Annotated in this window: 22 protein-coding genes; 6 read left to right on the forward strand and 16 right to left on the reverse strand. The window is 60.8% G+C overall.

Annotation, left to right across the window (positions count from 1 at the left end; genetic code table 11):
* Nucleotides 1-2: 2 nt before the first annotated feature.
* The 7 genes from ccoG to ccoN form a co-directional block, all read right to left on the reverse strand.
* Nucleotides 3-1418 carry a cytochrome c oxidase accessory protein CcoG gene (gene ccoG / locus AC1MEK_RS11870; protein ID WP_480396477.1) on the reverse strand — a complete coding sequence of 472 codons (1416 nt, stop codon included), beginning with the start codon at nucleotides 1416-1418 and terminating at the stop codon, nucleotides 3-5.
* Between the two features lie 202 nt (nucleotides 1419-1620).
* Entirely contained in the window at nucleotides 1621-2079 is a 459-nt protein-coding gene (locus AC1MEK_RS11875; protein WP_480396478.1) for a PIN domain-containing protein, read from the reverse strand.
* On the reverse strand, nucleotides 2079-2330 hold the full coding sequence (locus AC1MEK_RS11880; protein WP_480396479.1) for a type II toxin-antitoxin system Phd/YefM family antitoxin: 252 nt from the start codon (nucleotides 2328-2330) through the stop codon (nucleotides 2079-2081). Before AC1MEK_RS11880 ends, AC1MEK_RS11875 begins: the two co-directional genes overlap by 1 nt.
* A gap of 152 nt (nucleotides 2331-2482) precedes the next feature.
* Nucleotides 2483-3460 carry a cytochrome-c oxidase, cbb3-type subunit III gene (gene ccoP, locus AC1MEK_RS11885; protein ID WP_480396480.1) on the reverse strand — a complete coding sequence of 326 codons (978 nt, stop codon included), beginning with the start codon at nucleotides 3458-3460 and terminating at the stop codon, nucleotides 2483-2485.
* A complete protein-coding gene (locus tag AC1MEK_RS11890) occupies nucleotides 3457-3642 on the reverse strand; it encodes a cbb3-type cytochrome oxidase subunit 3 (protein WP_480396481.1) in 186 nt (61 codons plus the stop codon). The genes ccoP and AC1MEK_RS11890 overlap by 4 nt, the downstream gene beginning before the upstream one ends.
* A 5-nt stretch (nucleotides 3643-3647) precedes the next feature.
* Nucleotides 3648-4259, reverse strand: coding sequence for a cytochrome-c oxidase, cbb3-type subunit II (gene ccoO, locus AC1MEK_RS11895; RefSeq protein ID WP_480396482.1), 612 nt, complete (start codon nucleotides 4257-4259; stop codon nucleotides 3648-3650).
* Complete coding sequence (gene ccoN / locus AC1MEK_RS11900; RefSeq protein WP_480396483.1) at nucleotides 4259-5701, reverse strand: cytochrome-c oxidase, cbb3-type subunit I; 1443 nt, start codon at nucleotides 5699-5701, stop codon at nucleotides 4259-4261. The genes ccoO and ccoN overlap by 1 nt, the downstream gene beginning before the upstream one ends.
* Nucleotides 5702-6546: 845 nt before the next feature.
* Here ccoN and AC1MEK_RS11905 point away from each other — a divergent pair.
* A complete protein-coding gene (locus AC1MEK_RS11905; RefSeq protein ID WP_480396484.1) occupies nucleotides 6547-7233 on the forward strand; it encodes an alpha/beta family hydrolase in 687 nt (228 codons plus the stop codon).
* Here AC1MEK_RS11905 and AC1MEK_RS11910 read toward each other — a convergent pair.
* From AC1MEK_RS11910 to AC1MEK_RS11920, 3 genes are all read right to left on the reverse strand, one after another.
* The gene (locus tag AC1MEK_RS11910; RefSeq protein WP_480396485.1) at nucleotides 7222-7692 is read right to left on the reverse strand and encodes a hypothetical protein; all 471 of its coding nucleotides are present in this window, start codon (nucleotides 7690-7692) and stop codon (nucleotides 7222-7224) included. The genes AC1MEK_RS11905 and AC1MEK_RS11910 overlap by 12 nt on opposite strands.
* 112 nt (nucleotides 7693-7804) lie before the next feature.
* Entirely contained in the window at nucleotides 7805-9679 is a 1875-nt protein-coding gene (locus AC1MEK_RS11915; protein ID WP_480396710.1) for an Ig-like domain-containing protein, read from the reverse strand.
* A 101-nt stretch (nucleotides 9680-9780) separates the two neighbouring features.
* On the reverse strand, nucleotides 9781-11649 hold the full coding sequence (locus AC1MEK_RS11920; RefSeq protein ID WP_480396486.1) for a hypothetical protein: 1869 nt from the start codon (nucleotides 11647-11649) through the stop codon (nucleotides 9781-9783).
* 339 nt (nucleotides 11650-11988) lie between these two features.
* On the opposite strand from AC1MEK_RS11920, the gene AC1MEK_RS11925 reads away from it, so the two are divergent.
* A complete protein-coding gene (locus AC1MEK_RS11925) occupies nucleotides 11989-14325 on the forward strand; it encodes an autotransporter outer membrane beta-barrel domain-containing protein (protein WP_480396487.1) in 2337 nt (778 codons plus the stop codon).
* A gap of 95 nt (nucleotides 14326-14420) precedes the next feature.
* Here AC1MEK_RS11925 and AC1MEK_RS11930 read toward each other — a convergent pair whose 3' ends face one another.
* From AC1MEK_RS11930 to acnA, 5 genes are all read right to left on the reverse strand, one after another.
* Entirely contained in the window at nucleotides 14421-15086 is a 666-nt protein-coding gene (locus AC1MEK_RS11930; protein WP_480396488.1) for a hypothetical protein, read from the reverse strand.
* 424 nt (nucleotides 15087-15510) lie between these two features.
* The gene (locus tag AC1MEK_RS11935; RefSeq protein ID WP_480396489.1) at nucleotides 15511-16173 is read right to left on the reverse strand and encodes a hypothetical protein; all 663 of its coding nucleotides are present in this window, start codon (nucleotides 16171-16173) and stop codon (nucleotides 15511-15513) included.
* Nucleotides 16174-16444: 271 nt separating this feature from the next.
* Nucleotides 16445-18010, reverse strand: a complete 1566-nt coding sequence (locus AC1MEK_RS11940) for a methyl-accepting chemotaxis protein (RefSeq protein WP_480396490.1) — start codon at nucleotides 18008-18010, stop codon at nucleotides 16445-16447.
* A 104-nt stretch (nucleotides 18011-18114) separates the two neighbouring features.
* Nucleotides 18115-18906 carry a CPBP family glutamic-type intramembrane protease gene (locus AC1MEK_RS11945; protein ID WP_480396491.1) on the reverse strand — a complete coding sequence of 264 codons (792 nt, stop codon included), beginning with the start codon at nucleotides 18904-18906 and terminating at the stop codon, nucleotides 18115-18117.
* Nucleotides 18907-19118: 212 nt separating this feature from the next.
* Nucleotides 19119-21860: an aconitate hydratase AcnA gene (acnA, locus tag AC1MEK_RS11950; protein WP_480396492.1), complete on the reverse strand. Its 2742-nt coding sequence runs from the start codon at nucleotides 21858-21860 to the stop codon at nucleotides 19119-19121.
* A 230-nt stretch (nucleotides 21861-22090) separates the two neighbouring features.
* Between acnA and rlmM the strand changes: the two genes are divergently transcribed.
* The 4 genes from rlmM to AC1MEK_RS11970 all read left to right on the forward strand — a co-directional run bounded on the left by rlmM (nucleotide 22091) and on the right by AC1MEK_RS11970 (nucleotide 26193).
* Complete coding sequence (rlmM, locus tag AC1MEK_RS11955; RefSeq protein ID WP_480396493.1) at nucleotides 22091-23158, forward strand: 23S rRNA (cytidine(2498)-2'-O)-methyltransferase RlmM; 1068 nt, start codon at nucleotides 22091-22093, stop codon at nucleotides 23156-23158.
* Nucleotides 23159-23281: 123 nt separating this feature from the next.
* Complete coding sequence (locus AC1MEK_RS11960) at nucleotides 23282-23845, forward strand: helix-turn-helix domain-containing protein (RefSeq protein WP_480396494.1); 564 nt, start codon at nucleotides 23282-23284, stop codon at nucleotides 23843-23845.
* A 202-nt stretch (nucleotides 23846-24047) separates the two neighbouring features.
* Nucleotides 24048-25463, forward strand: a complete 1416-nt coding sequence (locus tag AC1MEK_RS11965) for an FAD/NAD(P)-binding protein (RefSeq protein WP_480396495.1) — start codon at nucleotides 24048-24050, stop codon at nucleotides 25461-25463.
* A gap of 241 nt (nucleotides 25464-25704) precedes the next feature.
* Nucleotides 25705-26193, forward strand: a complete 489-nt coding sequence (locus AC1MEK_RS11970) for a hypothetical protein (RefSeq protein WP_480396496.1) — start codon at nucleotides 25705-25707, stop codon at nucleotides 26191-26193.
* Here AC1MEK_RS11970 and soxR read toward each other — a convergent pair.
* On the reverse strand, nucleotides 26184-26648 hold the full coding sequence (gene soxR / locus AC1MEK_RS11975; protein WP_480396497.1) for a redox-sensitive transcriptional activator SoxR: 465 nt from the start codon (nucleotides 26646-26648) through the stop codon (nucleotides 26184-26186). The genes AC1MEK_RS11970 and soxR overlap by 10 nt on opposite strands.
* Nucleotides 26649-26705: the final 57 nt, after the last annotated feature.

Consider the following 26705-nt stretch of genomic DNA (forward strand, 5'->3'; position numbering starts at 1 on the left):
GCTCAACGAACCTGCGGCCCGATGAACCGGCTCTTGGCCTGGACTTCGGTGCCGCTGTTCTCGATATCCTTGAGGATAAAATGAATCTCGTTGGTGCTGGACGGCAGTTGCTCCGGCGACACCGACAGCTCCACCGGCATGGTGAAAATCTCGCCCGCAGCCACCTTGATCTCGCGCCGTCCTTGCAGCTTGAGGTCCGGCAGGCCGGTGGCGTCAAGGACGTAGGTGTGGTCGACCTGATCCTTGTTCATCACCTTGAGGCTGTAGACGTTTTCGATCCGGCCCTCGGCGTTTTCCCGGTACAGCACGCGGTCCTTGCTGACGTCGAAGCCCACCAGCGAGCGCATGAAGAACGCGCTGGTCAGCACGCCGATCATCACCAGCAGCACCGCCGCGTAGCCGATCAGGCGCGGGCGCAGCTTGTGGGTCTTCTGCCCTGACAGGTTGTGCTCGGTGGTGTAGCTGATCAGGCCGCGCGGGTAATTCATCTTGTCCATGATGGTGTCACAGGCGTCGATGCAGGCCGCGCAGCCGATGCACTCAATTTGCAGGCCGTCGCGGATGTCGATGCCGGTGGGGCAGACCTGTACGCACATGGTGCAGTCGATGCAGTCGCCCAGCCCCTGAGCCTTGTAGTCCAGATCCTTTTTGCGCGGGCCGCGTTGCTCGCCACGACGTGGGTCGTAGGAGACGATCATGGTGTCCTTGTCGAACATCACGCTCTGGAACCGCGCATAAGGGCACATGTAGATGCACACCTGCTCGCGCAGCCAGCCGGCGTTGCCGTAGGTGGCCAGGGTGAAGAAGCCGACCCAGAAATAGGCCCAGCCATCGGCTTGCCCTGTGAAGAAATCGATGACCAGTTCGCGGATCGGCGAGAAGTAGCCGACGAAGGTCAGCCCGGTCACCAGCCCGATCAGCAGCCACAGGCTGTGCTTGGCGAACTTGCGTGCGAACTTGTTGGCGCTCATGGGCGCCTTGTCCAGTTTCATGCGCTGGTTGCGATCGCCTTCTGTGACCTTCTCGCACCACATGAACACCCAGGTCCACACGCTTTGCGGGCAGGTATAACCACACCAGACGCGTCCGGCGTAGACCGTGATGAAGAACAGGCCGAAGGCCGCCACGATCAGAATGCCCGACAGCAGGATGAAATCCTGCGGCCAGAAGGTGGCGCCGAAGATGTAGAACTTGCGCTCGGGCAGATTCCACCAGACCGCCTGATGGCCACCCCAGTCGAGCCAGACCGTGCCGAAGTACAGCAAGAACAGCACGATCCCGCCGCCGATCCGCAGATTGCGGAAGATCCCGGTGAACGCCCGGGTGTAGATCTTCTCCCGTGACGCGTAGAGATCGACCGTGTCACTCTCTTGTTTGGTCGGTGGGGTGACGTTGTGCACCGGTATTTGCTTGCTCATCGCAGCGTGCTCATTCAAGCGTGCTCATTCATGCGTCACACGGCAGTGGACGTGTGCCCGGGCCAGTACGTGCCGATCCGGGTCAGTGATGGTTGTGTTACCGCTCATGATACCCCTGTGACTTTAGTCGGTCCCTTGGAGTATCGGCGGGGTGAAACTTTAAATCTCAGGGCTGCGCTCAATGGATCCGCAGGCGCTGACGTTACTGCGAAGCCTCAACTACGTAGGGCGCGCGATCTTCGTTCAACTGGCTGAACCAGGGATTGATCACCTCAACGCCGCTTTCCACAAAGTCAGCAGTATTGCGGGTCACAACCGCCATGCCATGTACCAACGCCGTCGCCGCAATCATCGCGTCATATTCACTGCGCGGATCTGGCACATGAAGGCCAGCGCAGCGGATGGCGACAGCGGCGTCGACCGGCAGGATTCGCCCCGCGAACGCCGGTAGCAGACTGTGCTCCATCCATCTTCTGAGTAACTTCGACTGAGCCGAATCGCGTCGCTCCACCCTGAGAATCCCGGTCTCCAGCTCCAGCACCGTAATGGCGCTGATATAAAGGCTGGGAGTTGGGATCTGTCTGGCCCATCTCAGTACACTGGGCTCTGCCTTGTGGCTTTTTCGCAGTTCAGAAACCACGTTGGTATCGAGCAGATACATCAGAAGAGATCCACTTCACGAGATACGACAATGGTCCGCTCTGGCTCGAAATCGATGTCTTCGATGCCCGGCATGGCGAGCATGTCGACAATGCTGACCGACCCGCCCGCAAGCTTTTGATAATCCTCTATGGTCAACAGCACGTGGGCTGGGCGTCCTCGGTCTGTAATAAACACCGGGCCTTCCTTGGTGGCTTTCTTGGCGCCGCTCGTGTCCTGGTTGAACTCGCGGCTGGAGATCGTCGTTATCATCGGCATTTCCTCCTCATGCATGTAGCAATGTTTCTACTTCGTGAATGAAGAGGGATCCTATCGCTGTTACGACCATCTCTCAACGTCGAAAATGTAACCAGGGAAAGCGCCGTTCTCTTGTCGCAGCGAGAGGCTGTAACCCCTCGCTCCTGTCACTGCGCATCCGCCCCTTTGTCCCCCTGCGACAGGCTATACACATACGCCGCCAGCAAATGCACCTTGTCGTTCCCTTGCAGCAATTCCTGCGCAGGCATCTGGCCCTGGCGGCCGTAGCGGATGGTCTGCTGCAACTGCGCAAAGCTCGATCCATAGATGAACGCTGCCGGGTGGGTCAGGTTCGGCGCGCCCAGAGCGGCGGTGCCCTTGCCTTCGGGGCCGTGGCAGGCGACGCAGTTGGCGGCGAAGATTTTCTGGCCGTTGGCAGGGTCCGCCTTGGCGTCTTCCGGCAGCTTGCGCCCGTCCAGTTGAGTCAGCACGAACGCCGCCACATCCCGCACACCCTGATCACCGACCACTTCACCCCAGGCCGGCATCACCGCGTGGCGGCCGCCCATGATGGTGGTCTTGATGGTCTGCGGATCGCCGCCCCAGCGCCAGTCCTGGTCGGTCAGGTTGGGGAAGCCGTAGGCGCCCTTGGCGTCGGAGCCGTGGCAGACCGAGCAGTTGGAGGCGAACAGGCGGCCGCCCATTTTCAGCGCTTGCGGATCTTTGGCCACTTCTTCGATGGGCATGGCCGCGAATTTGGCGAAGATCGGACCGAAACGCGCGTCCGAACGGGCCATCTCTTTCTCCCACTCATGCACGCCGGTCCAGCCGGTCTGGCCGTTGGAGAAGGCGATCTTCTTGTCGTTGTCGACGTAGTCGTAACCCGGCAGCAGGCCTTTCCAGTTGCCCAGGCCCGGGTACAACGCCAGATAACCCAGGGCGAAGATGATGGTGGCGATGAACAGCATGAACCACCATTTGGGCAACGGGTTGTCGTACTCCTCGATGCCGTCGAAGGAGTGGCCGACGGTCTCGTCGGTGGTGTCGGCGCGCTGGCCCTTGCGGGTCGCCAGCAGCAGCCAGGTCAGGCAGAAGATCGTGCCCAGCGACAGTACGGTGACGTACAGGCTCCAAAACGTAGTCATTCTTTGTGGCTCCCGGAATCTTGCTCGAGGTGCTTGATGGCCTCGGGGTCATCGGCAAAGGGCAGCAGGGTCGCATCGTCGAACTCGGCCTTGCGCTTGGGGCTGAACACCCACAACGCCAGACCGATAAAGGCCACCATCACCACGACGGTGCCCAGGCCGCGAATCATCCCGATATCCATGGCGATCACCGTTTGCTCTTGATGATGGTGCCCAGGCCCTGAAGGTAGGCCACCAGTGCGTCCATCTCGGTCTTGCCCTTGACGGCGTCGCCGGCGCCGGCGATGTCGGCGTCGGTGTAGGGCACGCCCAGATTGCGCAGCACTTCCATCTTGCGTCCGGTCAGCTTGCCGTCGAGCTTGTTCTCCACCAGGAACGGATAGGCCGGCATGATCGATTCCGGTACCACGTTGCGCGGGTTGTACAGGTGCGCGCGGTGCCAGTCGTCCGAGTAGCGTCCGCCGACCCGGGCCAGGTCCGGCCCGGTGCGCTTGGAACCCCACAGGAACGGGTGATCCCAGACGCTTTCACCGGCCACCGAGTAATGGCCGTAACGTTCGGTTTCGGCGCGGAACGGCCGGATCATCTGCGAGTGGCAGCCCACGCAGCCGTTGGCGATGAACACGTCGCGGCCTTCGAGCTCCAGTGCCGTGCGCGGCTTCATGCCTTCGACCGGCTTGTTGGTGACGTCCTGGAAGAACAGCGGGACGATCTGGGTCAGGCCACCCACCGCCACGGCGATGACCATGAAGATCGACAGCAGGCCGATGTTCTTTTCGAGTGATTCGTGCTTGATCATCAGTGCGCTCCCATGACAGCGATCTGGGCGGCTTCTTCGGCTTCTTCAACGTTGGACGCACGCACGGTGCGGAACACGTTGTAGGCCATGAACAGCATGCCGCTGGCAAAGAACGCACCGCCCAGGGCGCGGACGATGTAGCCCGGATGGCTGGCTTGCAGCGCTTCGACGAAGGAATAGGTGAGGGTGCCGTCATCGTTGATCGCACGCCACATCAGGCCCTGCGTGATGCCGTTGACCCACATCGAGGCGATATAAAGGACGGTACCGATGGTCGCCAGCCAGAAGTGTGCGTTGATCAGCGCAATGCTGTGCATCTGCGGCCGGCCATACAGGCGCGGGATCATGTGGTACACCGCGCCGATGGAAATCATCGCCACCCAGCCCAAAGCGCCTGCGTGAACGTGGCCGATGGTCCAGTCGGTGTAGTGCGAGAGCGAGTTGACGGTCTTGATCGCCATCATCGGCCCTTCGAAGGTTGACATGCCGTAGAACGCCAGCGACACCACGAGAAAGCGCAGGATCGGGTCGGTGCGCAATTTATGCCAGGCACCGGAGAGGGTCATCATGCCGTTGATCATGCCGCCCCAGCTGGGCGCCAGCAGGATGATCGACATCACCATGCCCAGCGACTGCGCCCAGTCCGGCAGCGCGGTGTAATGCAGGTGGTGCGGGCCGGCCCAGATGTACAGGGTAATCAGCGCCCAGAAGTGCACGATTGACAGGCGATAGGAGTAGATCGGCCGCTCGGCCTGCTTGGGCACGAAGTAGTACATCATCCCCAGAAAGCCCGTGGTGAGGAAAAAACCTACGGCGTTGTGCCCGTACCACCACTGGATCATCGCGTCGGTGGCGCCCGAGTAGGCCGAATAGGACTTGAACAGGCTCACCGGCAGCGACATGTGGTTGACGATGTGCAGCATCGCTGTCACCACGATGAACGCACCGTAGAACCAGTTGCCGACATAGATGTGCTTGGTCTTGCGCTTGACGATGGTGCCGAAGAACACCATCGCGTAGGTGATCCAGACGATGGCCAGCAAAATGGCGATCGGCCACTCAAGCTCGGCGTATTCCTTGGTGGTGGTGTAACCCATCGGCAGGGTGACGAGCGCGCCGATGATCACCGCCTGCCAGCCCCAGAAGTGAAAGGCCGCCATGCCGTCGCTGATCAGCCGCGTCTGGCAGGTTCGCTGCACCACGTAATAAGAGGTGGCGAACAGCGCGCAGCCGCCGAAGGCGAAGATCACAAGGTTGGTATGCAGCGGGCGAAGGCGTCCGAACGTGGTCCAGGGAAGACCGAAGTTCAGGTCAGGCCACACGAGTTGTGAGGCGATGAAGACACCGAGCCCCATGCCAAGGATGCCCCAGACCACCGTCATGATGGCGAACTGGCGGACTACCTTATAGTTATAAGCAGTCGGACTGATTGCTGTGCTCATTCTAAGGTTCCACGGTTTGGGTATTTTATTAGAGTGGTAACGGCCGCAACATCGACTAAAGCGTAGACGTTTTGCCGCGCAACAAGCGCGAGACGGGGGCTACGCAAAGACGGGATGCGGTATTTCTGCGACTCGCTGCGCAATAGGGCGACAGGCGGAGTTGCCGGAGTGGGCCGAAAGGGCGGGGAAACAGGTCGAGTGAGGCGGCGCGCGTGAATGCCGTTAGTTGTATACAACCCTGCGGGTGACAAACCGGGCCCTGCGGTCTGCCTGCAAGAGGGTGTGGAGGTCGTGCACAATCCTTTCACTGATCCTGTGGCCAGCTGTCGCCGGACCACCGTGGACGCAAGCTTAGACGCGAACGGCTCGCGATGAAAGCCCCAAGAGAGAGAAGTTTGACACCTCGCGCTGTGCAAGGAGTTAACCGCCGCACCCCGTTGCAGGGTGCGGCGCACATCGATTTCCGGCATGGGCTGAAACGATTCTCTCCCTACTTTCCCTGTACTTCGGTAGAGTGTTTTTACGCCGAAAGTTGTATACAAAATCCGCTGACGATTGCGCTTTTCAACTGCCCAGAAATTTGGCCCGAGCTGGCAAATGAGGCCGGCGATCGTCGCGGTTGATCGGCCGGCGCCGGAAAAAAGTCCTGTTCGGTCACTGAAACCGCCCGGTTGCGTGCGGGTTGGGGCGCTCAGGGTATCGCTGGTTTTCTCCGAAAGCTCTGGCAGGGTAGAGTCGCCATCCTGAACCGCGGCTGTCGGGCGGGCTATTGAGAGAGGGCTGTTGTGCCAGCAGTGCTTGGGCATAATGGCGTCCCGCAAGGACTTTTCTGGACTGAGACCAGCATGAGCAAAGAACACCCGGCGCGTATTGATGCCGATCAATGTGCGCAACTGGCGCACTTGCATGGCTGGTTGTGGAACGCCCCGGCCACCGTGGCCGATCAGGCGGCAACACTGATTCTGGCCCACGGCGCAGGCGCGCCGATGGACAGCGACTTCATGAACGACATCGCCCGGCGCCTGGCTGCACTGGGCGTTGGCGTGCTGCGTTTCGAATTCCCCTACATGGCCCAGCGCCGCATCGATGGCGGCAAACGCCCGCCCAATCCCAAGGCCAAGTTGCTGGAAAGCTGGCGCGAGGTGTACGAGGCCGTGCGGCCGGTGGTCAAAGGCCGCCTGGCCATCGGTGGCAAATCCATGGGCGGGCGCATGGCCAGTATCTCGGCCGATGAACTGGGGGCCGACGCGCTGATCTGCCTGGGCTATCCGTTCTACGCCGCCGGCAAGCCGGAGAAGCCCCGGGTCGAGCACCTGGCCGAATTGCGCACGCCCACGCTTATCGTCCAGGGCGAGCGCGATGCGCTGGGCAATCGCGAGACCGTCGAAGGCTATACGCTATCACCCGCCATCGAGGTGCATTGGCTGCCCACCGCCAACCATGACCTCAAGCCGTTGAAAGCGGCGGGCGTGAGTTATGAGCAGTGTCTGCAGGACACCGCCGAGTGCATCGCCCGCCGACTACTGGGGTGACGAGGCGGGCGGCGCAACCTGCGCGCAAAACAGATCGAACCCGCCATCGGTGATCTCGAGTCCTGCATGGGGCATGCTCATCGCAAAGGTGCCGCGCAACCGGCCGCTTTGTACATCGCATTCGAGCAGGGTCACGCTGCCGCTTTGCAGATCCCGGGCGTGATACAGCTGGAAAAACTGCGCAGGGGTGACGTGATAGACCATGGCCAGACGCTCGTCGTGCACCAGGTCATACGTGCCGGGCGCCAGGGTCTGATCGATGAACAACCCCAGCACCGTGCGGTGGTGTGCAACCTTGCCCACCGCATGAATCTTCCAGATGGGGCGGGTGCCGGGCGCTTCCAGTTCCGAGCGCAGGCACGCCACTGCCGACAATTGAGACAGTACGAAAGGCTTGCCGCTGATCATGGCCTGCAGGCTCGATGGGTGATCAGGTGTCGAATGAGTAACGTCAGTCATGGTCATTCCAGTCCGTGGGAAATATGAAAAAACCTGAGTGAAGGCGCCGCCACCACGCAGACGCCTTCAGGTGTGATCTGGCCAGCCGGGCATCGGCTGGTGCAGGCGAACATCAACGAATCGCGACGCCCAGGCTGGCGTTGTGGTGCAGCAACATGAAGTCCTTGCCGGTGTTGAGGTTCTTCACGTAATACCACTTGGCGCCGAGCACGTTCTTGGCCACCGTCGACGACCAATAGTTGCCATTGCCCATCGGCCAGCGGTTGCCGTAGGTGTTGTAGATCTCGATCAGCTCCTGAATCGTCGGTACACGCCCGCCGATCCCCGAAGCGGCGTTCGACACCTGGGTCAGGCTGCCCGAGCCTACGCCGTGGCATTCGATGACCCCCGTGACCGACACCGTGTAGCTTTTGCTCTCGCCCGAAGCGTCGGTCACCGTAATCGTCGCGCTGCCATTGCTTCGTACCGAGGTCAGCCCCTCGGCATCGACCTGCGCCACCTGCGGGTTACTGCTGGCGTAGGTATAAGGAGGGCGGCCGCCAGTGGCTGTTCGCCTGACCGTGGTGCCGCTGGGAAACGCCGGCAGCAGCTCGGGAGAACCCGGCAACAGGTAGACCTTGCCGTTCAGCGCCGCTGGCGAGGTGTCCAGCTTCATGCCCTCGCGAACGGTCAACTGCAAGGGTTGCGATTCGGATTCGCTGCCATTGCGCGTCACCCGATAGGTCACCGTCGCGTCGCCACCTTCGGCCTCGTCGATGTAGTTTCTGGGGATGGCGAACTGCAGATGGCTGCTGTCGCCAACGGTCTGCGGCGGGCCGTCGTAAGTGGTTTTACCCACCCAACGAATGCGCGCCGTGTCCTCTGGCGCCATGCCGCGATAGCTGGCCCGGGCAGTGGCTTGCGGGCCGATGATCAGCGAAGGCCGCAGCACGCCGTCAGGCCCCACGGTGTCCACGGTCGGCGCTGGCAAGTCCAGCGTCGCACTCATGATGCGCACCGCCACCGTCTCCGAATCCTGCACCACGCCGCTGCGCCGGATCACGCTGTACCCCACCTCGACCGTCTGCCCATCATTGACCGTCACCAGCGCACTGGCAAACACCAGCGAAACTTCTGTACCTGCCTGCTCGGCCGACACCGTCAGCTCTTTCACATCACTGCCCTTGGGCCCGTCCCAACGCGCGGAGAGTTTCTCACCCTCACGCAAATTGGCCGACGCCTGGACCACCAGCGTTGCGCCGTTCAGGGCGTTGGCCGGGTCGAGGATGTTGGCCGGGGCTTCCTTGATGGTGGGGTTGGGGAGGGGCGTGAGGACGGACAGCTTTAAATCGACGGCTGTAACCTCAGCCTCCTTCGACACATTGCCCGCGAGGTCAGTCACGGTGTAATGCACCGCCTGCTGCCCGTCACCGATCTGTTCCAGCAAAGCGCGGGGGAAATCCACCATTACTCGCTGCAACCCCATGTCATTGGCGTCGACCACGACTAGCGGACCTTCCACCACGCCCCAATAGGTACGGATCACGTCGCCTGCTGTCATACCGGTGTACCCGGCGATGCGGCCTGGCAGGACGTTGTTCATCGCTTCCAGTTCGTCCGAGGTCAGACCGTCCTGGACTTCCGGGGGGAGGAGGATAGGTCCGAGGTCGGGGGCGCCGGGGGCGGTTTTGTCGATTTGGATGGGAGTACTTTCTGAAAAAACCTCAATCTCGGTATTTGGACTGAAGACGCGATACGCAACAGAATGAAAGCCCTCGGTCACAAGCTCGACTGGAATTTCCACCTCCAGTGGGTCTCCCGGTTTATGCGAATCCAGAATATCTTTTTCCGGTGGCACAGGTTGACCATCAAATACCAATTGATACGTATACCCAGGCTCAGCAGCAGGCCAGACGAGGAAGTTTACCGTGATGGGAGAAGCATAGTGCTCGATTGGAATCAATCCGCCTTCCTGTGCAACGGGAACAGTGGGGCGATCCAATTGCATGTTGTTAAGTGTTCCGTCATCTTGTTGTTTCATTTTATTTTCCTTCGGCTTTAAAGAGGGCAGGGCGACAACTGTCGCGCCTGCCGGGTTGCTGGTCTTTGTTATGGACGAAGTCTGCAGAAATTCTCGCTTGGGTCTCGCATGTCAACACGGACTCGAGTAATTCGCGAGGTGACTGCACTTTGGTTACTGCCTGGCGCGGGTTCAATTCGGACGTACGCCTCGCAGAAACCCGTGCAGATGGTGCTGAGGTTGTTATGCGGAACTTTAAAGCTGTAGCCGTTGACAATGTCCACGTCATCCAGTTCGCGGGTGGCCGTGAGTGTCGCGGCCTCAATAGGATTGTTGCCCAGATCGAAGCCTTTAAATGTGAAAAGAAGCCTCTGGTTTTCGGCGATGTTCACATAGGGTGCTACAAGACCGCTAGTTCCATCAGGCGCCACGGCGAGGGAGATATATCCGTTAGCAGTGAGTTTGAATACCGGACCGTCGATGCCTTCCGTACCTCCTGGCAGTTCCTCTTTAGAGCGAACAGTGACATTTTGCGAAGGTGAGGTCGCCGGATTTGGGTTGCCGAGTCGGATCACGGTATAGCGAACGGGGATCTGTGCTCCTGTTCCCTGGGTCTTCATGATGGAATTGGCGATCGGGATAATCAGATCTTTTTTTGCAGCCATGTCCTGTTCATTGATCTGATGCCACTGCAGCCGTTGCTGGTCTCCCCAATACAGATTGATATCATCGTTTAGTCGGAACGCGTCGCTCCAGGCGACAATCGCGCGGCTATTGAGCTCGTAGTCATCCTCGTCAATGAAGTTGTCGGTGACGTCCGGGTTTTCAAGACTGGTGCCCTGGATGACGGGCGCTGTCATCGGCTCTGGAATAGGCAACGTAATATATACATCAATCGCCGAGGGCAGTGACGTACCGTTCAATTGGTTCTGGCGAGTGACGGTGTAGCTGACGGAGACTTCACCAATCGGTTTGAGTGCAATGGTTTCATAGGGGACTCGTAATGACAGTACGATGTCCTCGTTCTCGTTTCCTGGTGGCAGTTGCACCGGAAACATCGGAGTTTCTGCGCCCCAGTAAAGGGTGATCTGGTCAAACTCCTTCGCACCGGGGTAATGAGGAATATCAACCTGGACACCCGGCTTCGCTTCGGCATAGTCAATCAATTCGCCCAGTGTCGGATCGATGATCGGCGCTGGATAGTTAGCCGGGATTTCTTCTAGCAACAGCAGGATATCCGCGGCCAGCGAATCGTCCGATACGTTCCCCGCACGATCGGTTACTGTGTATTTGACAGGGTGGGGGCCGTTCGCAATGGACTCCAGAAACTCTCTGGAGAAGTCGAACGTCACCTTGTTCAGGCCCATGTCGTCTTCGTCCACGGTGGCGGTCGGACCTTCGATCTCGCCCCAGTACGTCCGGACGGTGTCGTGCTTCGCCATGCCGGTGTAGCCCGCAATTTGAGCAGGCAGCTTATTGCCCAATTGTTCCAGTTCGGCGAGCGTCAGTCCGTTCTGTACTTCGACCGGAAAGTGAATGGCCGAGAGTTGCGGTTTGCCAGGTGCGGTTCGGTCAATGATCACCGGAAACGGCTCGGAGAAAGTTTCAATTTCCGTGTTTGGACTATAAACACGGTAAGCCAGGATATGACGCCCTTCGGTCTGCAGTTCCACCGGAAGTTCAAGTGTCAGAGGGTCTCCTGGTTTATCGGTTTCCAGAATGACTTTTTCTTCTCCATAACCACTTCCATTCCAGGCTAACTGGTACAGGTAATCTTTTTCAGCCGCTTCCCATACTTTCAAATCCACGACGATGGGAGCGCCAAGTGCCGATACTGGAATCAGTCCCATGCTGTCTTCATCATGAAATGCAACCGCGATATCTGGCGCTTCGAGAGGAGCGAGTGCCTGATTCTTACGGCTGCGAATGATGACAGGTGTTTGCTTGATGTCGTTCATGACAAGTCCTTTGAGTGTATCCGATTTCCACGAGCGGGGGCGTTCGGTAAACCCCTGCGCGTCGTGCTGAACAGGTGTTTTCCAGTTCTCATTCAAACTAATCGCAAATTTTGCGGCCGGTCAATGCCGTGATTTCTGGCCGGTTGTAGGAATATTTTAGGTATGTAGGAAGTTGTAAAAAAATTCGAGCAGCAAGTGCTGCATGCTTTTCTCGATCAACCCCAGCAAAACCTCGGTTTTTCGCGATTTTTGAGTAGGACGAAACTTGCAGGCAGTGGGGAAAATTCCTACTTTTATTTTTTTTCAATTTTTCTGAATTTTTTTTGACTGGTCTTCAACATGGCGCCCCCATGTACAGGAGGGGATAAGGTGTCTACGAAGAAAGTCATATCAAGCCAGTGCAAGAGAAGCCTGCTTGCATTATCTATTGGGTTGTTCTCGCCGTTGCTATCAGCCAAGCAGGCGGTGCTCGGGAGAGATGAGGGCACGGGGTTAATTGAGGCTGACGCTGTTGTAGAAAGTCACGCACCCGATAACCGCGACTCCGACACAGTCGATGTCGACGGTATTTCGCATACCGTGAGCGCCTCTACAGAGGCATTCAATTATCGGGTTTCAAATAACGGCACGCTGAATGTGGTTGAGGGAGCTGTCGTCAAGAACATTGATGTATCAAGCTCCAGCGTGAATATCGATTCGGGTGAAGTGCGCGGGAGGGTTAGTATCAGTATTGGTGAGGCCCGATTAAAACAGGCAACCATTCTCAACGAAAATGAAAGTGGCCTACGGTTGATTACGAGGTCAACTGATCCGGTCGCCCGCTCAACAGCCCGCGTTGAAGACAGCCTTATCAAAGGGAGGGGATTTGGAGTCGGTGTGGGGGCTACAGGGGAGATATGGTTGGTGCGTTCGTACGTTGAAGGCAGCGGAAGGCCAACCTCTACCAGTGATAATGGAGGCTTGAACCTGGCGGGTGGAATTGCGCACGTCCTGGACAAGAGCCACGTCGTTGGCGATGAGAAAGGAGTTCGTATCATTCATCACGGGGAAAAGGCGCTGGATCTGATCAATCGCCTGCACATCGATGACTCCACTATCACTGCCAGATCGGGCGCAGCAATCGAAGTCCGACGGGAGATAGAGGGCTTGGAGTACAAGACCTTTGCAGACATTCTGATCGCCAATGGCTCTACTCTTGAAGCGGGTAACGGCCGTCTGATCGATGTCATGCAGGAAAGTACTGCGACTGTAGAAGTCAACGACAGCCGCCTGACCGGCGATATGGTCGCCGATGACACCAGCACCCTGAACATTGCCCTGCGCAATCACGCCCGCCTGGATGGCAACATCATCAACGGCAACGCCGTGGTGATCGATTCCAGTGGGCACTGGCAACTGGCGGGCGACAATTCGGTCAATTCGCTGGCGATGGATGGCGGCAGTGTCGGGTTCGCTGAAGACGGCTTCCATACCTTGACGGTCGGGCAGTTGTCCGGTCGCGGCTTGTTCCACATGGGCATCAACCTCGATAACGGTACGGGCGACTTGCTGAATGTAGCGGGGCAAGCTTCTGGCCGGCATCTGCTGAATGTCCGCAACACCGGGCAGGAAGTGGTGCCCGCCGAGTTCGAAGGCTTGCGAGTGGTGCACACCGAAGGCGGCGATGCGCAGTTCGGCCTTAGGGGTGGCCGCGCCGATCTGGGCGTTTATTCCTACGCCCTTGAACAACAAGGCAACGACTGGTTCATCGTCGGTTCCGGCAAGACCATCAGCCCTTCGACCCAAAGCGCGCTGGCGCTGTTCAATGTCGGGCCGACGATCTGGAACAGCGAGCTGACCACCCTGCGCAGCCGCATGGGCGAGGTGCGTGGGCGCGAGGAGGGCGGTGGCTGGATGCGCAGCTATGGCAGCCGCTTCAAGGCGTCGCTGGATGCCGGGGTGGATTATCAGCAGAAGCAGCACGGGCTGTCGTTCGGTGCCGATGCGCCGGTGCCGGTCAGTGCCGGGCATCTGCTGGTCGGCCTGATGGGCGGTTACAGCAAGTCGAGCCTGGACCTGAGCCGGGGCAGTTCCGGTGAGGTCGACAGCTACTACCTGGGCGCGTATGGCACCTGGCTGTCGGAGGAGGGCTACTATCTGGACGGCGTGCTCAAGGTCAACCAGTTCCACAACACCTCCAAGGTGGCAATGAGCGACGGCGAGAAGGCCAAGGGTGACTACAGCAACATGGCCGTGGGCGGTTCGCTGGAGTTCGGCAAGCACATCAAGCTAGCGGATGACTATTTCGTCGAGCCCTATGCGCAGCTGTCGAGCGTGTGGATCGATGGCGACAGCTACCGGCTGGACAACGGCCTGCAGGCGAAAACCGCGCAGACCCAGTCGATCCTCGGCAAGCTCGGCACCTCTGTCGGGCGGCAGTTCACCCTCAAGGATGGCGGTGTGGTGCAGCCTTATGTGCGCGTGGCGGCTGCCCACGAGTTCTCCCGCAGCAATGACGTGAAGGTCAACGACCAGCGCTTCGACAACGACCTGTTCGGCTCGCGGGCCGAACTCGGCGCTGGCGTTTCGGTGTCGCTGTCCGAGCGCCTGCAGCTGCACGCCGACTTCGATTACATGAAGGGCGAGCATGTGGAGCAGCCGTGGGGGGCCAATCTGGGCTTGCGGTTGACGTTCTGATACCGCGAAGCGCTGATTGACTGCGTGACGAGCCCCGGCGACAGCCTTGTCGCCGGGGCTTTTTCATGCCGATGTGGACGAGATCAGTGCCGGGCTTATTGGAAGCGCTGGCGCCGGCGAATTGCACGGAGCCGCGCTTGTTCCTTTGAGAGATGATCGACTTTCATTTCGCCGATCAGCATCAGGGTCAGGGACTCGGAGATGCCCACCAGCCGCGAGCGACGGAACACCTCGTAGCTCACTTCGATCAGGCCGTTGTGGCTGCGGCTCAGGTGCCGGCCGCTGAGCCAGCGGATTTCCCGCGGGCCCTTGCGGCTTTTCGGTTCGCCCACCGGGCTGCAATAGGTGCCGGAGCCCCAGCGCAGTCGCAGCTGGTCGCCCGTCCAGAGTTTCGACGAGCGCGGAATGTTGATGCGCACCCCGGACAACAGATGTTCCCGGGCCAGAAACTGACCCTCTGCCTGCATCACGGACGGCGCGGCGAAGATCGGATCGACTTCCATGTCTTCGGCGCTCTGGCAGATCAACTGCGGAACATACCGTACGAAGGGCGAATAATGGGCGATGACTTCCCGGGTTATATCTTCTCTGGAACGGCTTGCCTGTAAGCCTTCGAACAATGGCACGGACGAATAATCCAGCGTAGAGGGATCGAACGCTTCACTGTCAGCCATTATCGGATGTGCCGTCTGTTTATTATCGACTTTGACAGTGCCTTGAGCAGAACTGTCGAGCGGCGAGATATCCTTGTCGTCTTCCATGGAAGCTCCTTGAAGTATTGGCGATTTGCAGCGTTTAAAGCATCGGGCGATACAGCGGTTGCGGCAGGTGCCGATGTTTTGGGGCGGCTATGTTCGAGTTGAAAGTGGCAGATGTCAATCATCGGGGTTGCAGCGGTTATGCATGGCGTTCCGAGAAAATCCGGCCCTTGAAAAAAGTGGGTAATTGTGAATCTGTCGGATTTTCCGCTGTTTTTTCGCATTTGTGACTACATATGTATTGCGCCGGGGAGGATGACTTTTGCTAGTGTCTGACGCGCTTCTGAAAATGTTGTAGGAATAGAGGAAATAAGCCGGGAAAAATAATTTTTCCACTGGGCTGAAAGTATTGAATATCACAAGTTCTCCATGCATATGCATGGAGAACTTGCTGGCTGTGTATTCAAACGAATTGCATAGTATGCAGTTACAATTTAACGGTCATCAGCACCGGCAGCGAGGTCACCGACGGATTGCCGGCACGGTCTGTCACCACGTACTCGATGACCACGCTGTCGGTGGCCAGGTCCTGTAGAAACGCCCGTTCAAAGGCGATTTCGACGGGGCGCAGGGTCAGTTCATCGGCCTGCACGGTGTGCGCGGGTCCGTGAATGCCGTTGCACAGGGTCTGGATCACGTCACCCGATTCCATGCCGGCGTAACCCGGGACCAGGCCGATGAGCTGATCGCCGAAGCTTGCGCTGGGGAAGATCATCGGGGCGAGGAGGGTTGCGCCGGGTGGGGTGCGGTCGACTTTCAAAGGTGTGGTGGGAGAGAAGTCACGAACCCCAGTGATTGGGCTATGCGTTCCGTAACTCAGCAGATAGATCCCGTTTCTATCTAGCAGAGTTGCATTTAGGTGAAAGATCATTATGTCACCAACTTGGTCGTCTGCGGTGATTACACGAACGTCCCCAACGGTTTTGCCATCAAGGATTAGTTGGCATTCATAGCCGATATCCGACCCTTCCCATACATGAATTTGGACGGTAATAGGTGTTTCCAGATCGGCGGTTTTAAGCAATCCATCTGTTGGATCTGCGATGCCGACAAAAGGAGGTTGGAAGGGAATTGGTTCTCGCATGTTCATAATATTTTCCTTGAGGCACTAATCCGAATTCTTGGGCCGAACGAGCGCTCGTTTAGTTAAGTTTTGTAGATAGACTCAAATACCATCGTGGTATTAATTATTTATCACCTACCTGGAAAATCACGTAATAGCGATTCGCTCTCGCTGTCAATCCACTCATCCGCAGCCCCCCCAAAAAAACCGAAACTTCAGAAACTTCCTACATATTCGCCCCAATAAAAAAGCCCCGGCAGTTTCGCTGCCGGGGCTTTGGGGTCGTGCAGAGCGTGTGTTAGCGGTTGAAGCGTTCCACCAGCGAGTACTGGCTGTGGGCGGTGCTGGTCAGTTCGGCGCTGAGGTTGGCGGAGCGGCGGGCTTCGTCGGAGGTCTGGTCGGCCAGTTCGGCGATGTTGCGGATGTTGCGGCTGACTTCCTCGGCCACCGAGCTTTGCTCCTCGGTGGCGGCGGCTATCTGGGTGGCCATGTCGGTGATGTTGGCCACGGCGTCGCTGATGCCCACCAGCGCGCGGTCGGCTTCGAGCACTTGCTCGACGCCTTCTTCGGCCTGGCGGCGGCCGTGCTCCATGGTCTGCACGGCGTTGTTGGCGGTCTGCTGCAGCTTGGCGATCAGGGCGTGGATCTGCCCGGTGGATTCGGCGGTGCGCTGTGCCAGTTGGCGGACTTCGTCGGCCACCACCGCAAAGCCACGGCCCATCTCTCCGGCACGGGCGGCTTCGATGGCGGCGTTCAGGGCCAGCAGGTTGGTCTGGTCGGCGATGCCTTTGATGACGTCGACTACGCCACCGATTTCATCGCTGTCCTTGGCCAGTTGGGTCACGGTGAGGCCGGTGTCGCCCACCGAGGCCGAGAGGCGCTCGATGGCTTCGCGGGTTTCGCTGGCGATGTCGCGGCCACGGCGGGTCAGTTCGTTGGCCTGCTGGGTGGCGTCGGCGGTGCGCTGCACGTGGGTCGCGACTTCCTGGGTGGTGGAGGCCATCTGGTTGATGGCGGTGGCCACCTGATCGGTTTCCACGCGCTGGCGTTCCAGGCCCAGGGAGCTGGCCTGGGCCAAGCTGTCGGACTGTTTGGCCTGCGAATTGAGATGCTCGGCGGTGTCCTGCAGGCGGGTCAGGCAGGTTTTCAGGCGCGCTTCCTGGCTGAGGATGGACATTTCCAGGCGCGCTTGCGGGCCGCGGCTGTCGGTGTACATCTGGGCGATCAGCGGGTCGGAGGTGGTCTGTTCGGCCAGGCGCAGCAGGCGCTTGATGCCGCGCTGTTGCCAGCTCAGGCCCAACAGGCCCAGCGGCACTGAAAGTGCGGCGGCCAGCGCGAAGCCCCACTCGGAATTGAGCCAGATGCCGATCAAGAAGCTCAGCTGGCTGACCAGGATGAACGGCAGCCAGTCCTGCAGCACCGGCAGCCACTTGTCGCGGCTCGGCACGGCACTCTTGCCGGTATTGAGGCGCTGATACAGCGCTTCGGCGCGGCGGATCTGCTCGGCCGTGGGCTTGATGCGCACCGACTCGAAACCCACCACCTGATTGCTCTCGAAGATCGGCGTGACGTAGGCGTTGACCCAGTAATGGTCGCCGTTCTTGCAGCGGTTCTTGACGATGCCCATCCACGGCAGTCCCTGCTTGAGCGTGGCCCACATGTGCTCGAACACGGCCGACGGCACGTCGGGGTGGCGCACGGTGTTGTGGGGCGCCTTGATCAGTTCGTCGCGGGAGAAGCCGCTGATGTCGACGAAGGCGTCGTTGCAGTAGGTGATCACGCCGCGCGCATCGGTGGTCGAGATCAACCGTTGCTGCGCCGGGAAGGTCCGTTCGCGTTGGGTGATGGGCTGGTTATTGCGCATAAGCTGTTCAATCCGGGAAGGCTTTGAGCAGTTATCGGCGGCGCCAGCCGGAAATTAAGCATTTTGTGAACTGCGTCATGGGACGCTTTGTCGCAGATCAAGGCTCAGCGGTTGAACATGGGGTAGGTGAACAGCGCGAAATGCGCAAGATTGAGCCCGAAATGGGTGATCAACGCCGCCGGCAGCCCGCCGAACCGGTAGGCGATGCCGTAGCCGACGCCCGCCACGCCTGCCAGCACTGTCCACTCCCAGCCCGCGCCGAGGTGCGCAACGCCGAAGGCCAGCGAGGCCAGTGCGATCGCCAGCGCCTGGTGATACGGCATCCGATGCAGCAGTCGCGCCAGGCCGCCCTGAATGTAGCCACGAAACAGCAGCTCTTCGGTGAGGGTGACCAGCAGCAGGTTGTTGAGCGCCCAGATCAGGCCTTGCTCGGGCCATTTCGGTGCCCAGCCGACGATCCCCAGCCCCACGGCGCCGGTCAGGCAGACCAGCGTGGTCACCGGCAGGGTGAAGCTTGCGACGGTCAACGAGCGGCGCACGCTGATGGCGCTGAACACCCAGGGGCAGGCCAGGGCGATCCAGAAGCCGATCAGGGGCTTGTCCAGGTTGAGAAACATGGAAAACGGCGCCGCTTCCTGAGTGAAGCGCACGGCGGCGATGACCCGCGCATTGATGAAGCCGGGCAGCCAGTGGCTGGCGAGGCCTGCCGCGAGGGCGATGAACAGGGCGTGGCCGAACAGGCGGATCGCTTGGTGGTGGAAGTGGCTGACGCAGATACCCGCCATGATCAGCAGGCCGAAGGTGACCGCGACCGGCAGGGTCAGTTGGCCGTAGGCCAGGGCAATGCAATAACCCAGAGTGAGCAGCGCAAGCGCCGTCCAGCGAAACGCTGGCATGTTGTCGTCCTTGAGCGTGGGATAAGGCCGGGGATTCTAGCGTCGATTAAACGTGAGCGTATGTAGGAAGAGGATGAAAGTTGCCGGTGTAGGGACGAGGTGCAACACAACCCTGTAGGAGCGAATTCATTCGCGATTGGCCGGTACAGGCAATGCATTTGCAGCGCCTGTCCGATTTTCGCGAATGAATTCGCTCCCACAGGGAATCTACGTCATGAGGCAATCAACTGCCGCAACACGTAGTGCAGGATCCCCCCGGCCTTGAAATATTCAACCTCGTTCAGGGTATCGATCCTGCACAGCACATCGACGTTTTCCTGCTTGCCGTCTTCCCGGGTGATCTGCAGGGTCAGGCTCATGCCCGGTTGCAGGGTGGCGCCGGTCAGCCCGGTGATGTTCAGCACTTCTTTGCCGGTCAACGCCAGAGTCTTGCGGTTCTGACCGCTTTTGAACTGCAGCGGCAGCACGCCCATGCCCACCAGGTTGGAGCGGTGGATGCGTTCGAAGCTCTCGGCGATCACCGCCTTGACCCCCAGCAGGTTGGTGCCCTTGGCCGCCCAGTCGCGGCTGGAGCCGGTGCCGTATTCCTGCCCGGCGATCACCACCAGCGGCGTGCCTTCCTGCTGATAGCGCATGGCCGCGTCGTAGATCGGCAGTTTTTCATCGGTAGGCACGTGCAGGGTGTAGCCGCCTTCTTCATTGCCGAGCATCTCGTTGCGAATGCGGATGTTGGCGAAGGTGCCGCGCATCATCACTTCATGGTTACCGCGCCGCGAACCGTAGGAGTTGAAGTCCTTGGGCTCCACGCCCTTGCTGCGCAGGTAGCGGCCGGCCGGGCTGTCGGCCTTGATGTTGCCGGCGGGGGAGATGTGGTCGGTGGTCACCGAGTCGCCGAGGATCGCCAGCACCCGTGCCTTCTGCACGTCGGCGATGACCGGCAGCGGGCCTGCCACGTCGTCGAAGAACGGCGGATGCTGAATGTAGGTCGAGTCGTCCTGCCAGACGTAAGTCGGGTCTTTCGAGACCTGGATCGCCTGCCACTGCTCGTCACCGGCGAACACCTCGGCGTATTCCTTGTGGAACATGCCGGTGCTGACTTTCAGCACCGCGTCGGCGATTTCCTGCTGGGTCGGCCAGATGTCGCGCAAATACACCGGCTGGCCATCCTTGCCTTCGCCCAGCGGTTCGCTGGAAAGGTCCACGCGCACGCTGCCGGCCAGGGCATAGGCCACCACCAGCGGCGGCGAGGCCAGCCAGTTGGTTTTCACCAGCGGGTGCACCCGGCCTTCGAAGTTGCGGTTGCCCGACAACACCGAGGCCACGGTCAGATCCGACTGCTGAATGGCTTTTTCAATCGGATCACGCAGCGGGCCCGAGTTGCCGATGCAGGTGGTGCAGCCGTAGCCCACCAGATCGAAGCCGAGTGCGTCGAGGTATTCGGTCAGCCCTGCGGCCTTGTAATAATCCGTGACCACCTTGGAGCCGGGCGCCAGCGAACTCTTGACCCACGGCTTGCGCTGCAGGCCTTTCTCGACCGCTTTTTTCGCCAGCAGCCCGGCGGCCATCATCACGCTGGGGTTAGACGTATTGGTGCAGGAAGTGATCGCGGCGATCACCACGGCGCCGTTTTTCAGGCGATAGGTGTTGCCCTCGTAGGTGTATTCCGCTTCGCCCACCTGCTCGGCATTGCCCACCGCCACGCCACCACCGCCTTCACTCTCCAGGCGACCTTCTTCGTGTTTGCTTGGTTTGAGCGCCAGGCCGAGAAAATCGCTGAAGGCCTGGGAAACGTCCGGCAGTGCGACGCGATCCTGCGGGCGTTTCGGCCCGGCGAGGCTGGCGACCACCGAGCCCATGTCCAGCTCCAGCGCGTCGGTGAACACCGGCTCCTGGCCGGGCAGGCGCCACAAACCCTGAGCCTTGCAATAAGCTTCGACCAGTTTCACGGTGTCATCCGGGCGGCCCGACAGGCGCAGGTATTCCAGGGTCACTTCATCGACCGGAAAGAAGCCGCAGGTGGCGCCGTATTCCGGGGCCATGTTGGCGATGGTGGCGCGGTCGGCCAGCGGCAGATCGGCCAGGCCATCGCCGTAGAATTCGACGAACTTGCCCACCACGCCTTTCTTGCGCAGCATCTGGGTCACGGTCAGCACCAGGTCGGTGGCGGTGATGCCTTCCTTGAGCTTGCCGGTGAGCTTGAAGCCGATCACCTCCGGAATCAGCATCGACACCGGCTGGCCGAGCATGGCTGCTTCCGCTTCGATGCCGCCCACGCCCCAGCCCAGCACGCCCAGGCCGTTGATCATGGTGGTGTGCGAATCGGTGCCCACCAGGGTGTCGGGGAAGGCGTAGGTGCGGCCGTCTTCTTCCTTGGTCCAGACTGTGCGGCCCAGGTATTCCAGGTTGACCTGGTGACAGATGCCGGTGCCCGGCGGCACTACGCTGAAGTTGTCGAACGCGCCCTGGCCCCAGCGCAGGAACGCATAACGCTCGCCGTTGCGCTGCATTTCGATGTCGACGTTCTCGCCGAACGCCTGCTGGTCGCCGAATTTGTCGACCATCACCGAGTGGTCGATCACCAGATCCACCGGCGAGAGCGGGTTGATCCGCTGCGGATCGCCTCCGGCCTTGGCCACGGCGGCGCGCATGGCGGCCAGGTCGACCACCGCAGGCACCCCGGTGAAGTCCTGCATCAGGACACGGGCGGGGCGGTACTGGATTTCCCGGTCCGACTTGCGCTCGGTCAGCCAAGCGGCCAGGGCCTTGAGGTCATCGCCGCTGACGGTCTGGTTGTCTTCCCAGCGCAGCAGGTTTTCCAGCAGTACCTTGAGCGACATCGGCAGTTTGCTCAGGTCGCCCAGGGTTTTCGCGGCATCGGGCAGGCTGAAGTAGTGGTAGGTTTTGTTGTCGATGTCCAGTGTCTTGAGGCTTTTCAGGCTATCGAGGGAAGGCATTGGTTCACTCCTTGACGGGTCCGCACGGTTACGGACGGGTGAAACGGACAGATTGGTAAGACGTTTCGTCGAGCGCTCTGATCGGCGCTTTTCATCAACATTGAGTACTACTGGACCCCCAGGCTGCGCCCGTGGTTCCTGATTCAGCTATCATGCGCCGTTTTTGAGACGTTGAAATTACGCCTCGGTATGGTTGCGCCGCAGACGCCGGTGTGCTCGGAGAAGAATCAGTGAATACCCTGTTTATGCATTGCCGCCCCGGTTTCGAAGGCGAGGTCTGTTCGGAGATCAGTGAACATGCCGCGCGTCTGGACGTCTCCGGCTACGCAAAGGCCAAGCCTGATACGGCCTGCGCGGAATTCGTCTGCACCGAACCTGACGGCGCCGAGCGGCTGATGAACGGCGTGCGCTTCATGGACCTGATCTTCCCCCGGCAGTGGGCGCGCGGGGTGTTCGTCAGCCTGCCGGAAACCGACCGCATCAGCGTGATTCTCGAGCACATGGCCGAATTTCCGCTGTGCGGCAGTCTGTGGCTGGAAGTGGTCGACACCAACGACGGCAAGGAAGTCTCGACCTTCTGCCGCAAGTTTGAAGCGCCGCTGCGCAAGGCGCTGGAAAAGGCCGGCAAGCTGGCGGACAACCCGAAATTGCCGCGCCTGTTGCTGACCTTCAAGAGCGGTCGCGAAGTGTTCCTGGGCCTGGCCGATGCCGATAATTCGGCGATGTGGCCGATGGGCATCCCGCGCCTGAAATTCCCCCGCGAGGCGCCCAGCCGTTCGACGCTGAAGCTGGAAGAGGCCTGGCACCATTTCATTCCCCGCGATCAGTGGGACAAGCGTCTGTCCGAGGACATGACCGGCGTCGACCTGGGCGCCTCGCCCGGCGGCTGGACCTACCAGCTGGTCAAGCGCGGCATGCTGGTGACCGCCATCGACAACGGCCCGATGGCCGAGAGCCTGATGGACACAGGCCTGGTGCAGCACCTGATGGCCGACGGTTTCACCTGGAAGCCGCGCCAGACCGTGGACTGGATGGTCTGCGACATCGTCGAAAAGCCTGCACGCAACGCCGCGCTGCTGGAAACCTGGCTGGGCGAAGGGCTGTGCCGCGAGGCGGTGGTCAACCTCAAGTTGCCGATGAAGCAGCGGTATGCCGAGGTGCGGCGTTTGCTCGACCGCATCGAAGAAGGATTCAAGGCCCGTGGGGTCAAGGTGTCGATCGGCTGCAAACAGCTGTACCACGACCGCGAGGAAGTGACCTGCCACTTGCGTCGGCTGGATCTCAAACCCAAGGCGTGAGGTAGCGGTACGGCTTGCCGGCGATGGCGATCACATGGGCACCGACGCCGTCACGCTCGAACGGCAGGTGCTCATTCGCAAAAAGGGCAATATAGTGCGCAGGATGCGAAGGGGACTGATCCAATGGAAAAACACACACCGCCACGCGCCTCGGTGCTGCAACACGTCAGCCACAACGTGCGCCGCCTGCGTCACGACGCCGGGTTTAGCCAGACCGCGCTTTCGGAGCGTTCGGGGGTGAGCCGGCGCATGCTGGTGGCCATCGAGGCCGGGGAGAAGAACGTCAGCCTGGCCACCCTCGACCGGGTCGCCGAGGCGCTGGAGGTGGCGTTCAGCGACCTGATCCAGGCGCCGGACCTGCGCGATTCGAGCCGCATCAATGAGTTGGCCTGGGCTGGCGAATCGGCGGGCAGCAAGGCCGTGCTTCTGGCCCGTGCGGCGGCGCGTCAGGGCGTCGAGTTGTGGGAGTTCAGCCTGGCGCCGGGCGAGGCCTATCTTTCCGAGGCCGATCCCGAAGGCTGGAGCGAGCAGGTCTATGTGATCGAGGGGCGTCTGACCGTCGCGCTGCCGGACGCCCGTCAGCAGGTGGCGACCGGGGAGTTCTACATGTTCGCCAGCGACCGGCCCCACGCCTATCGCAACGAGGGCGACGCCTTGCTGCGCTTCGTCAGAAACGTCGTGTCCTGATCCCTCAAGTGTTGATCCATCAACAATGGATCAACACTTTGCGCACATCCGCACCACCTGCGCCTGATCAAACCCGGCACGCGCCGTGCCTTGCATCCTTCGTACCGCAACAGGCCGACCAATGTCCTGTTTGAATCCATTGGCACGCTCTGCATAATCGGGCGTGCGGGCCCACCGGGCGAAGAAAAAAGGCGAAACCACAATGACCGCAGACAACAGCCGAGCTGACGCAGACATTCTCATCATCGGCGGTGGCCTGAGCGGCACCATGCTGGCCGTGCAACTGCTGCGCCTTGCGGGGCGGCGCAGGATCCTGATCATCGAGTCGCGCAGCGAACTGGGGCGTGGCGAGGCCTACAGCGCCACTGAGCTGGGCCACACCCTCAACGGTAACGCGGCGCGCATGAGCGTCGACCCGGACAACGCCGACGACCTGACCCAATGGTTGAGCGATTTCATCGCCGCCGGTGGCTGGCCTGAATCCGATGACGAACATGTACCGGTGGCCGAGTTGTTCCCGCCGCGCGGAATCTTCGGGCTGTACGTGCAGCAGCGTCTGGCCGAGGCCCAGACCACAGGCGCGCGCCATGGCTCGACGGTCGAGCATGTGCGTGGCGAGGCCAGCGACCTTGCGCAGGATGCGAGCGGCGTGCGCGTGACCCTGGCCGATGGCCGCGAACTGCGCGGGCATTTCGCCGTGCTCGCCACTGGCATGTTCGCCGCCGCGCGCACTCCGCAACGCGACTCCAACGCCCTGAACGCCGCCGCTGTCGACCCTTGGGACGTGCAGGCCATGTCCCGGCTCGATCCGGCTGGCCGCGTGCTGATCATCGGCTCGGGCCTGACCATGGTCGATGCCGTGGTGTCGCTGGAAAAGGCCGGGCATCGCGGGCCCATCGACGTGTTTTCCCGCCATGGCCTGCTGCCCCATGTGCGACGCCAGCCGCCGGCCTGGCCGGACTTTCTCGGCGCCGATCAGAGCATTCGCAGTACGCGGCAACTGGTGCGCGCCTTGCGTGAGCAGTGCGCGCTGGCCGTCGCCCAGGGGATCGACTGGCAGGCGCCGCTGGACACCGTGCGGGTGCACATCGGCCGGCTGTGGAGCCAGGCCAGTGATCTGCAGCGGCGCCAGTTCGTGCGCCACGTGCGGCCCTGGTGGGAGAGCCATCACCACCGCTCGCCGCCGCCCAGCGCCCGCTTGCTGGAGCGTCTGGTGCAGGAGGGAAGGCTGAACATTCACGCGGCGTCGCTGGTCGGTGTCGAGTCTGCCGAGGCAGGCCAGGTGCGGATTCGCGTGCGCAGGCGCGGGGAGGATCAGCCGAGCCTGATCGAGGGGGCGGCGCTGATCAATTCCACCGGCATTCAATACGACTGGCGCCGCGTCGACCGTGCCTTGCCGCGTAACCTGCTCGACCGTGGGCTGGTGCAGCCGGGGCCTCTGGCGCTGGGCATCGCGGCCGATGCCGGTGGCGCGGTGCTGGATGCCCAAGGCCAGGTCAGCGACCGCCTGTTCGCCATGGGCCCGCCACTGCGCGGCCTGTGGTGGGAAAGCACGGCAGTGACCGACGTGGCGCTGCAGGCCAAGGCCTTGGCGGCGCGGTTGGCTTCGCTCGGCTGAACATCCTTGTGGGAGCCGGCTTGCTGGCGAATACGGGGTGTCAGACACCATCATTTTGAATGACCCACCGCATTCGCCAGCAAGCCGGCTCCCACAGGGGTGTGCGGCTTGAGATTGTGTCGACTCCGACACAATTTCGCCGCGCGGCCCTAAAGCACTCTCCGAACGCGCCGACACCCCGGCATGACCCGCTCAATCCGCCTGGACCTCGTGGGTGACATCGAGCTATGGAGGCGCACCCATGTTGAGTCTGAACTTCAGAAACCCGGCCGATGCGGCCACGCTGCTGCAGCAGACGATCACCCGCAACCCGCAGCCCGACGATGACCCGGGCGCCTTGCCCACGGCCGCCGACATGATGCGTCAGAGCGTCGAGGTGCTGCTGTCTCCCGAAGCACAGAAGGCGGCGAAAACCGGCGACAAGAACGCCGACATCGACGCCACCCATCTGCCGGACCGGATCAAGGATCAGCTCAAGATGATCCGCGCGTTGCAGGAGCGCATCGCCAAACGCATGCAGGACATGCAGGCGTTCATGAACGATCGTTCGCTGTCGAAAAGGGCACGCGAAGCCAAGATTCGTCAGTTGCAGATGGAGATCATGGCCATGAACAACTCGCTGATCCAGGCCACCAACCAGCTCAATCAGGCCATGCAACAGATCCAGCTGTCAGACAGCGACCGGGTGCTCGCCGCGACCCTGGTCGGCCCGCAGCATATTCAATCCTGATCCAGCAACACCGGGCCCACGCCGCTTTCACCCAGGGTGTCGCCGTGGTTGCGCAGCGGGCAGGCCTGCATCGACAGGCAGCCACAGCCGATGCAGCCGTTGAGCTGGTCGCGCAGGGCGGTGAGGCGGTGGATGCGCTCGTTCAGGTCGGCTTTCCAGCGGTTGGACAGGGTGTTCCAGTCTTCCAGGGTGGGCGGGTGATCCTTGGGCAGGCTCTGGAAGGCCTGCTCGATGCTCGCCAGCGGAATGCCCAGCCGCTGCGCGGTCTTGATCAGCGCCACGCGGCGCAACACGTCCCTTGAATAGCGGCGCTGATTGCCGGCATTGCGCTGGCTGCTGATCAGCCCTTTGGCTTCATAGAAGCGCAGCGCAGTGATGGCCACGCCGCTGCGGGCGGCGAGCTGGCCGACGGTCAGTTCGCGGGCAAGGTGATTGGCGTCTTGAGCGATGTTCATGAGCAAATGCTGCTTGACCTCTAGTTAAGTGGAGGTTTTACCCTTCGGGGCCTCGGC

Source organism: Pseudomonas sp. 2, from assembly GCF_056627435.1.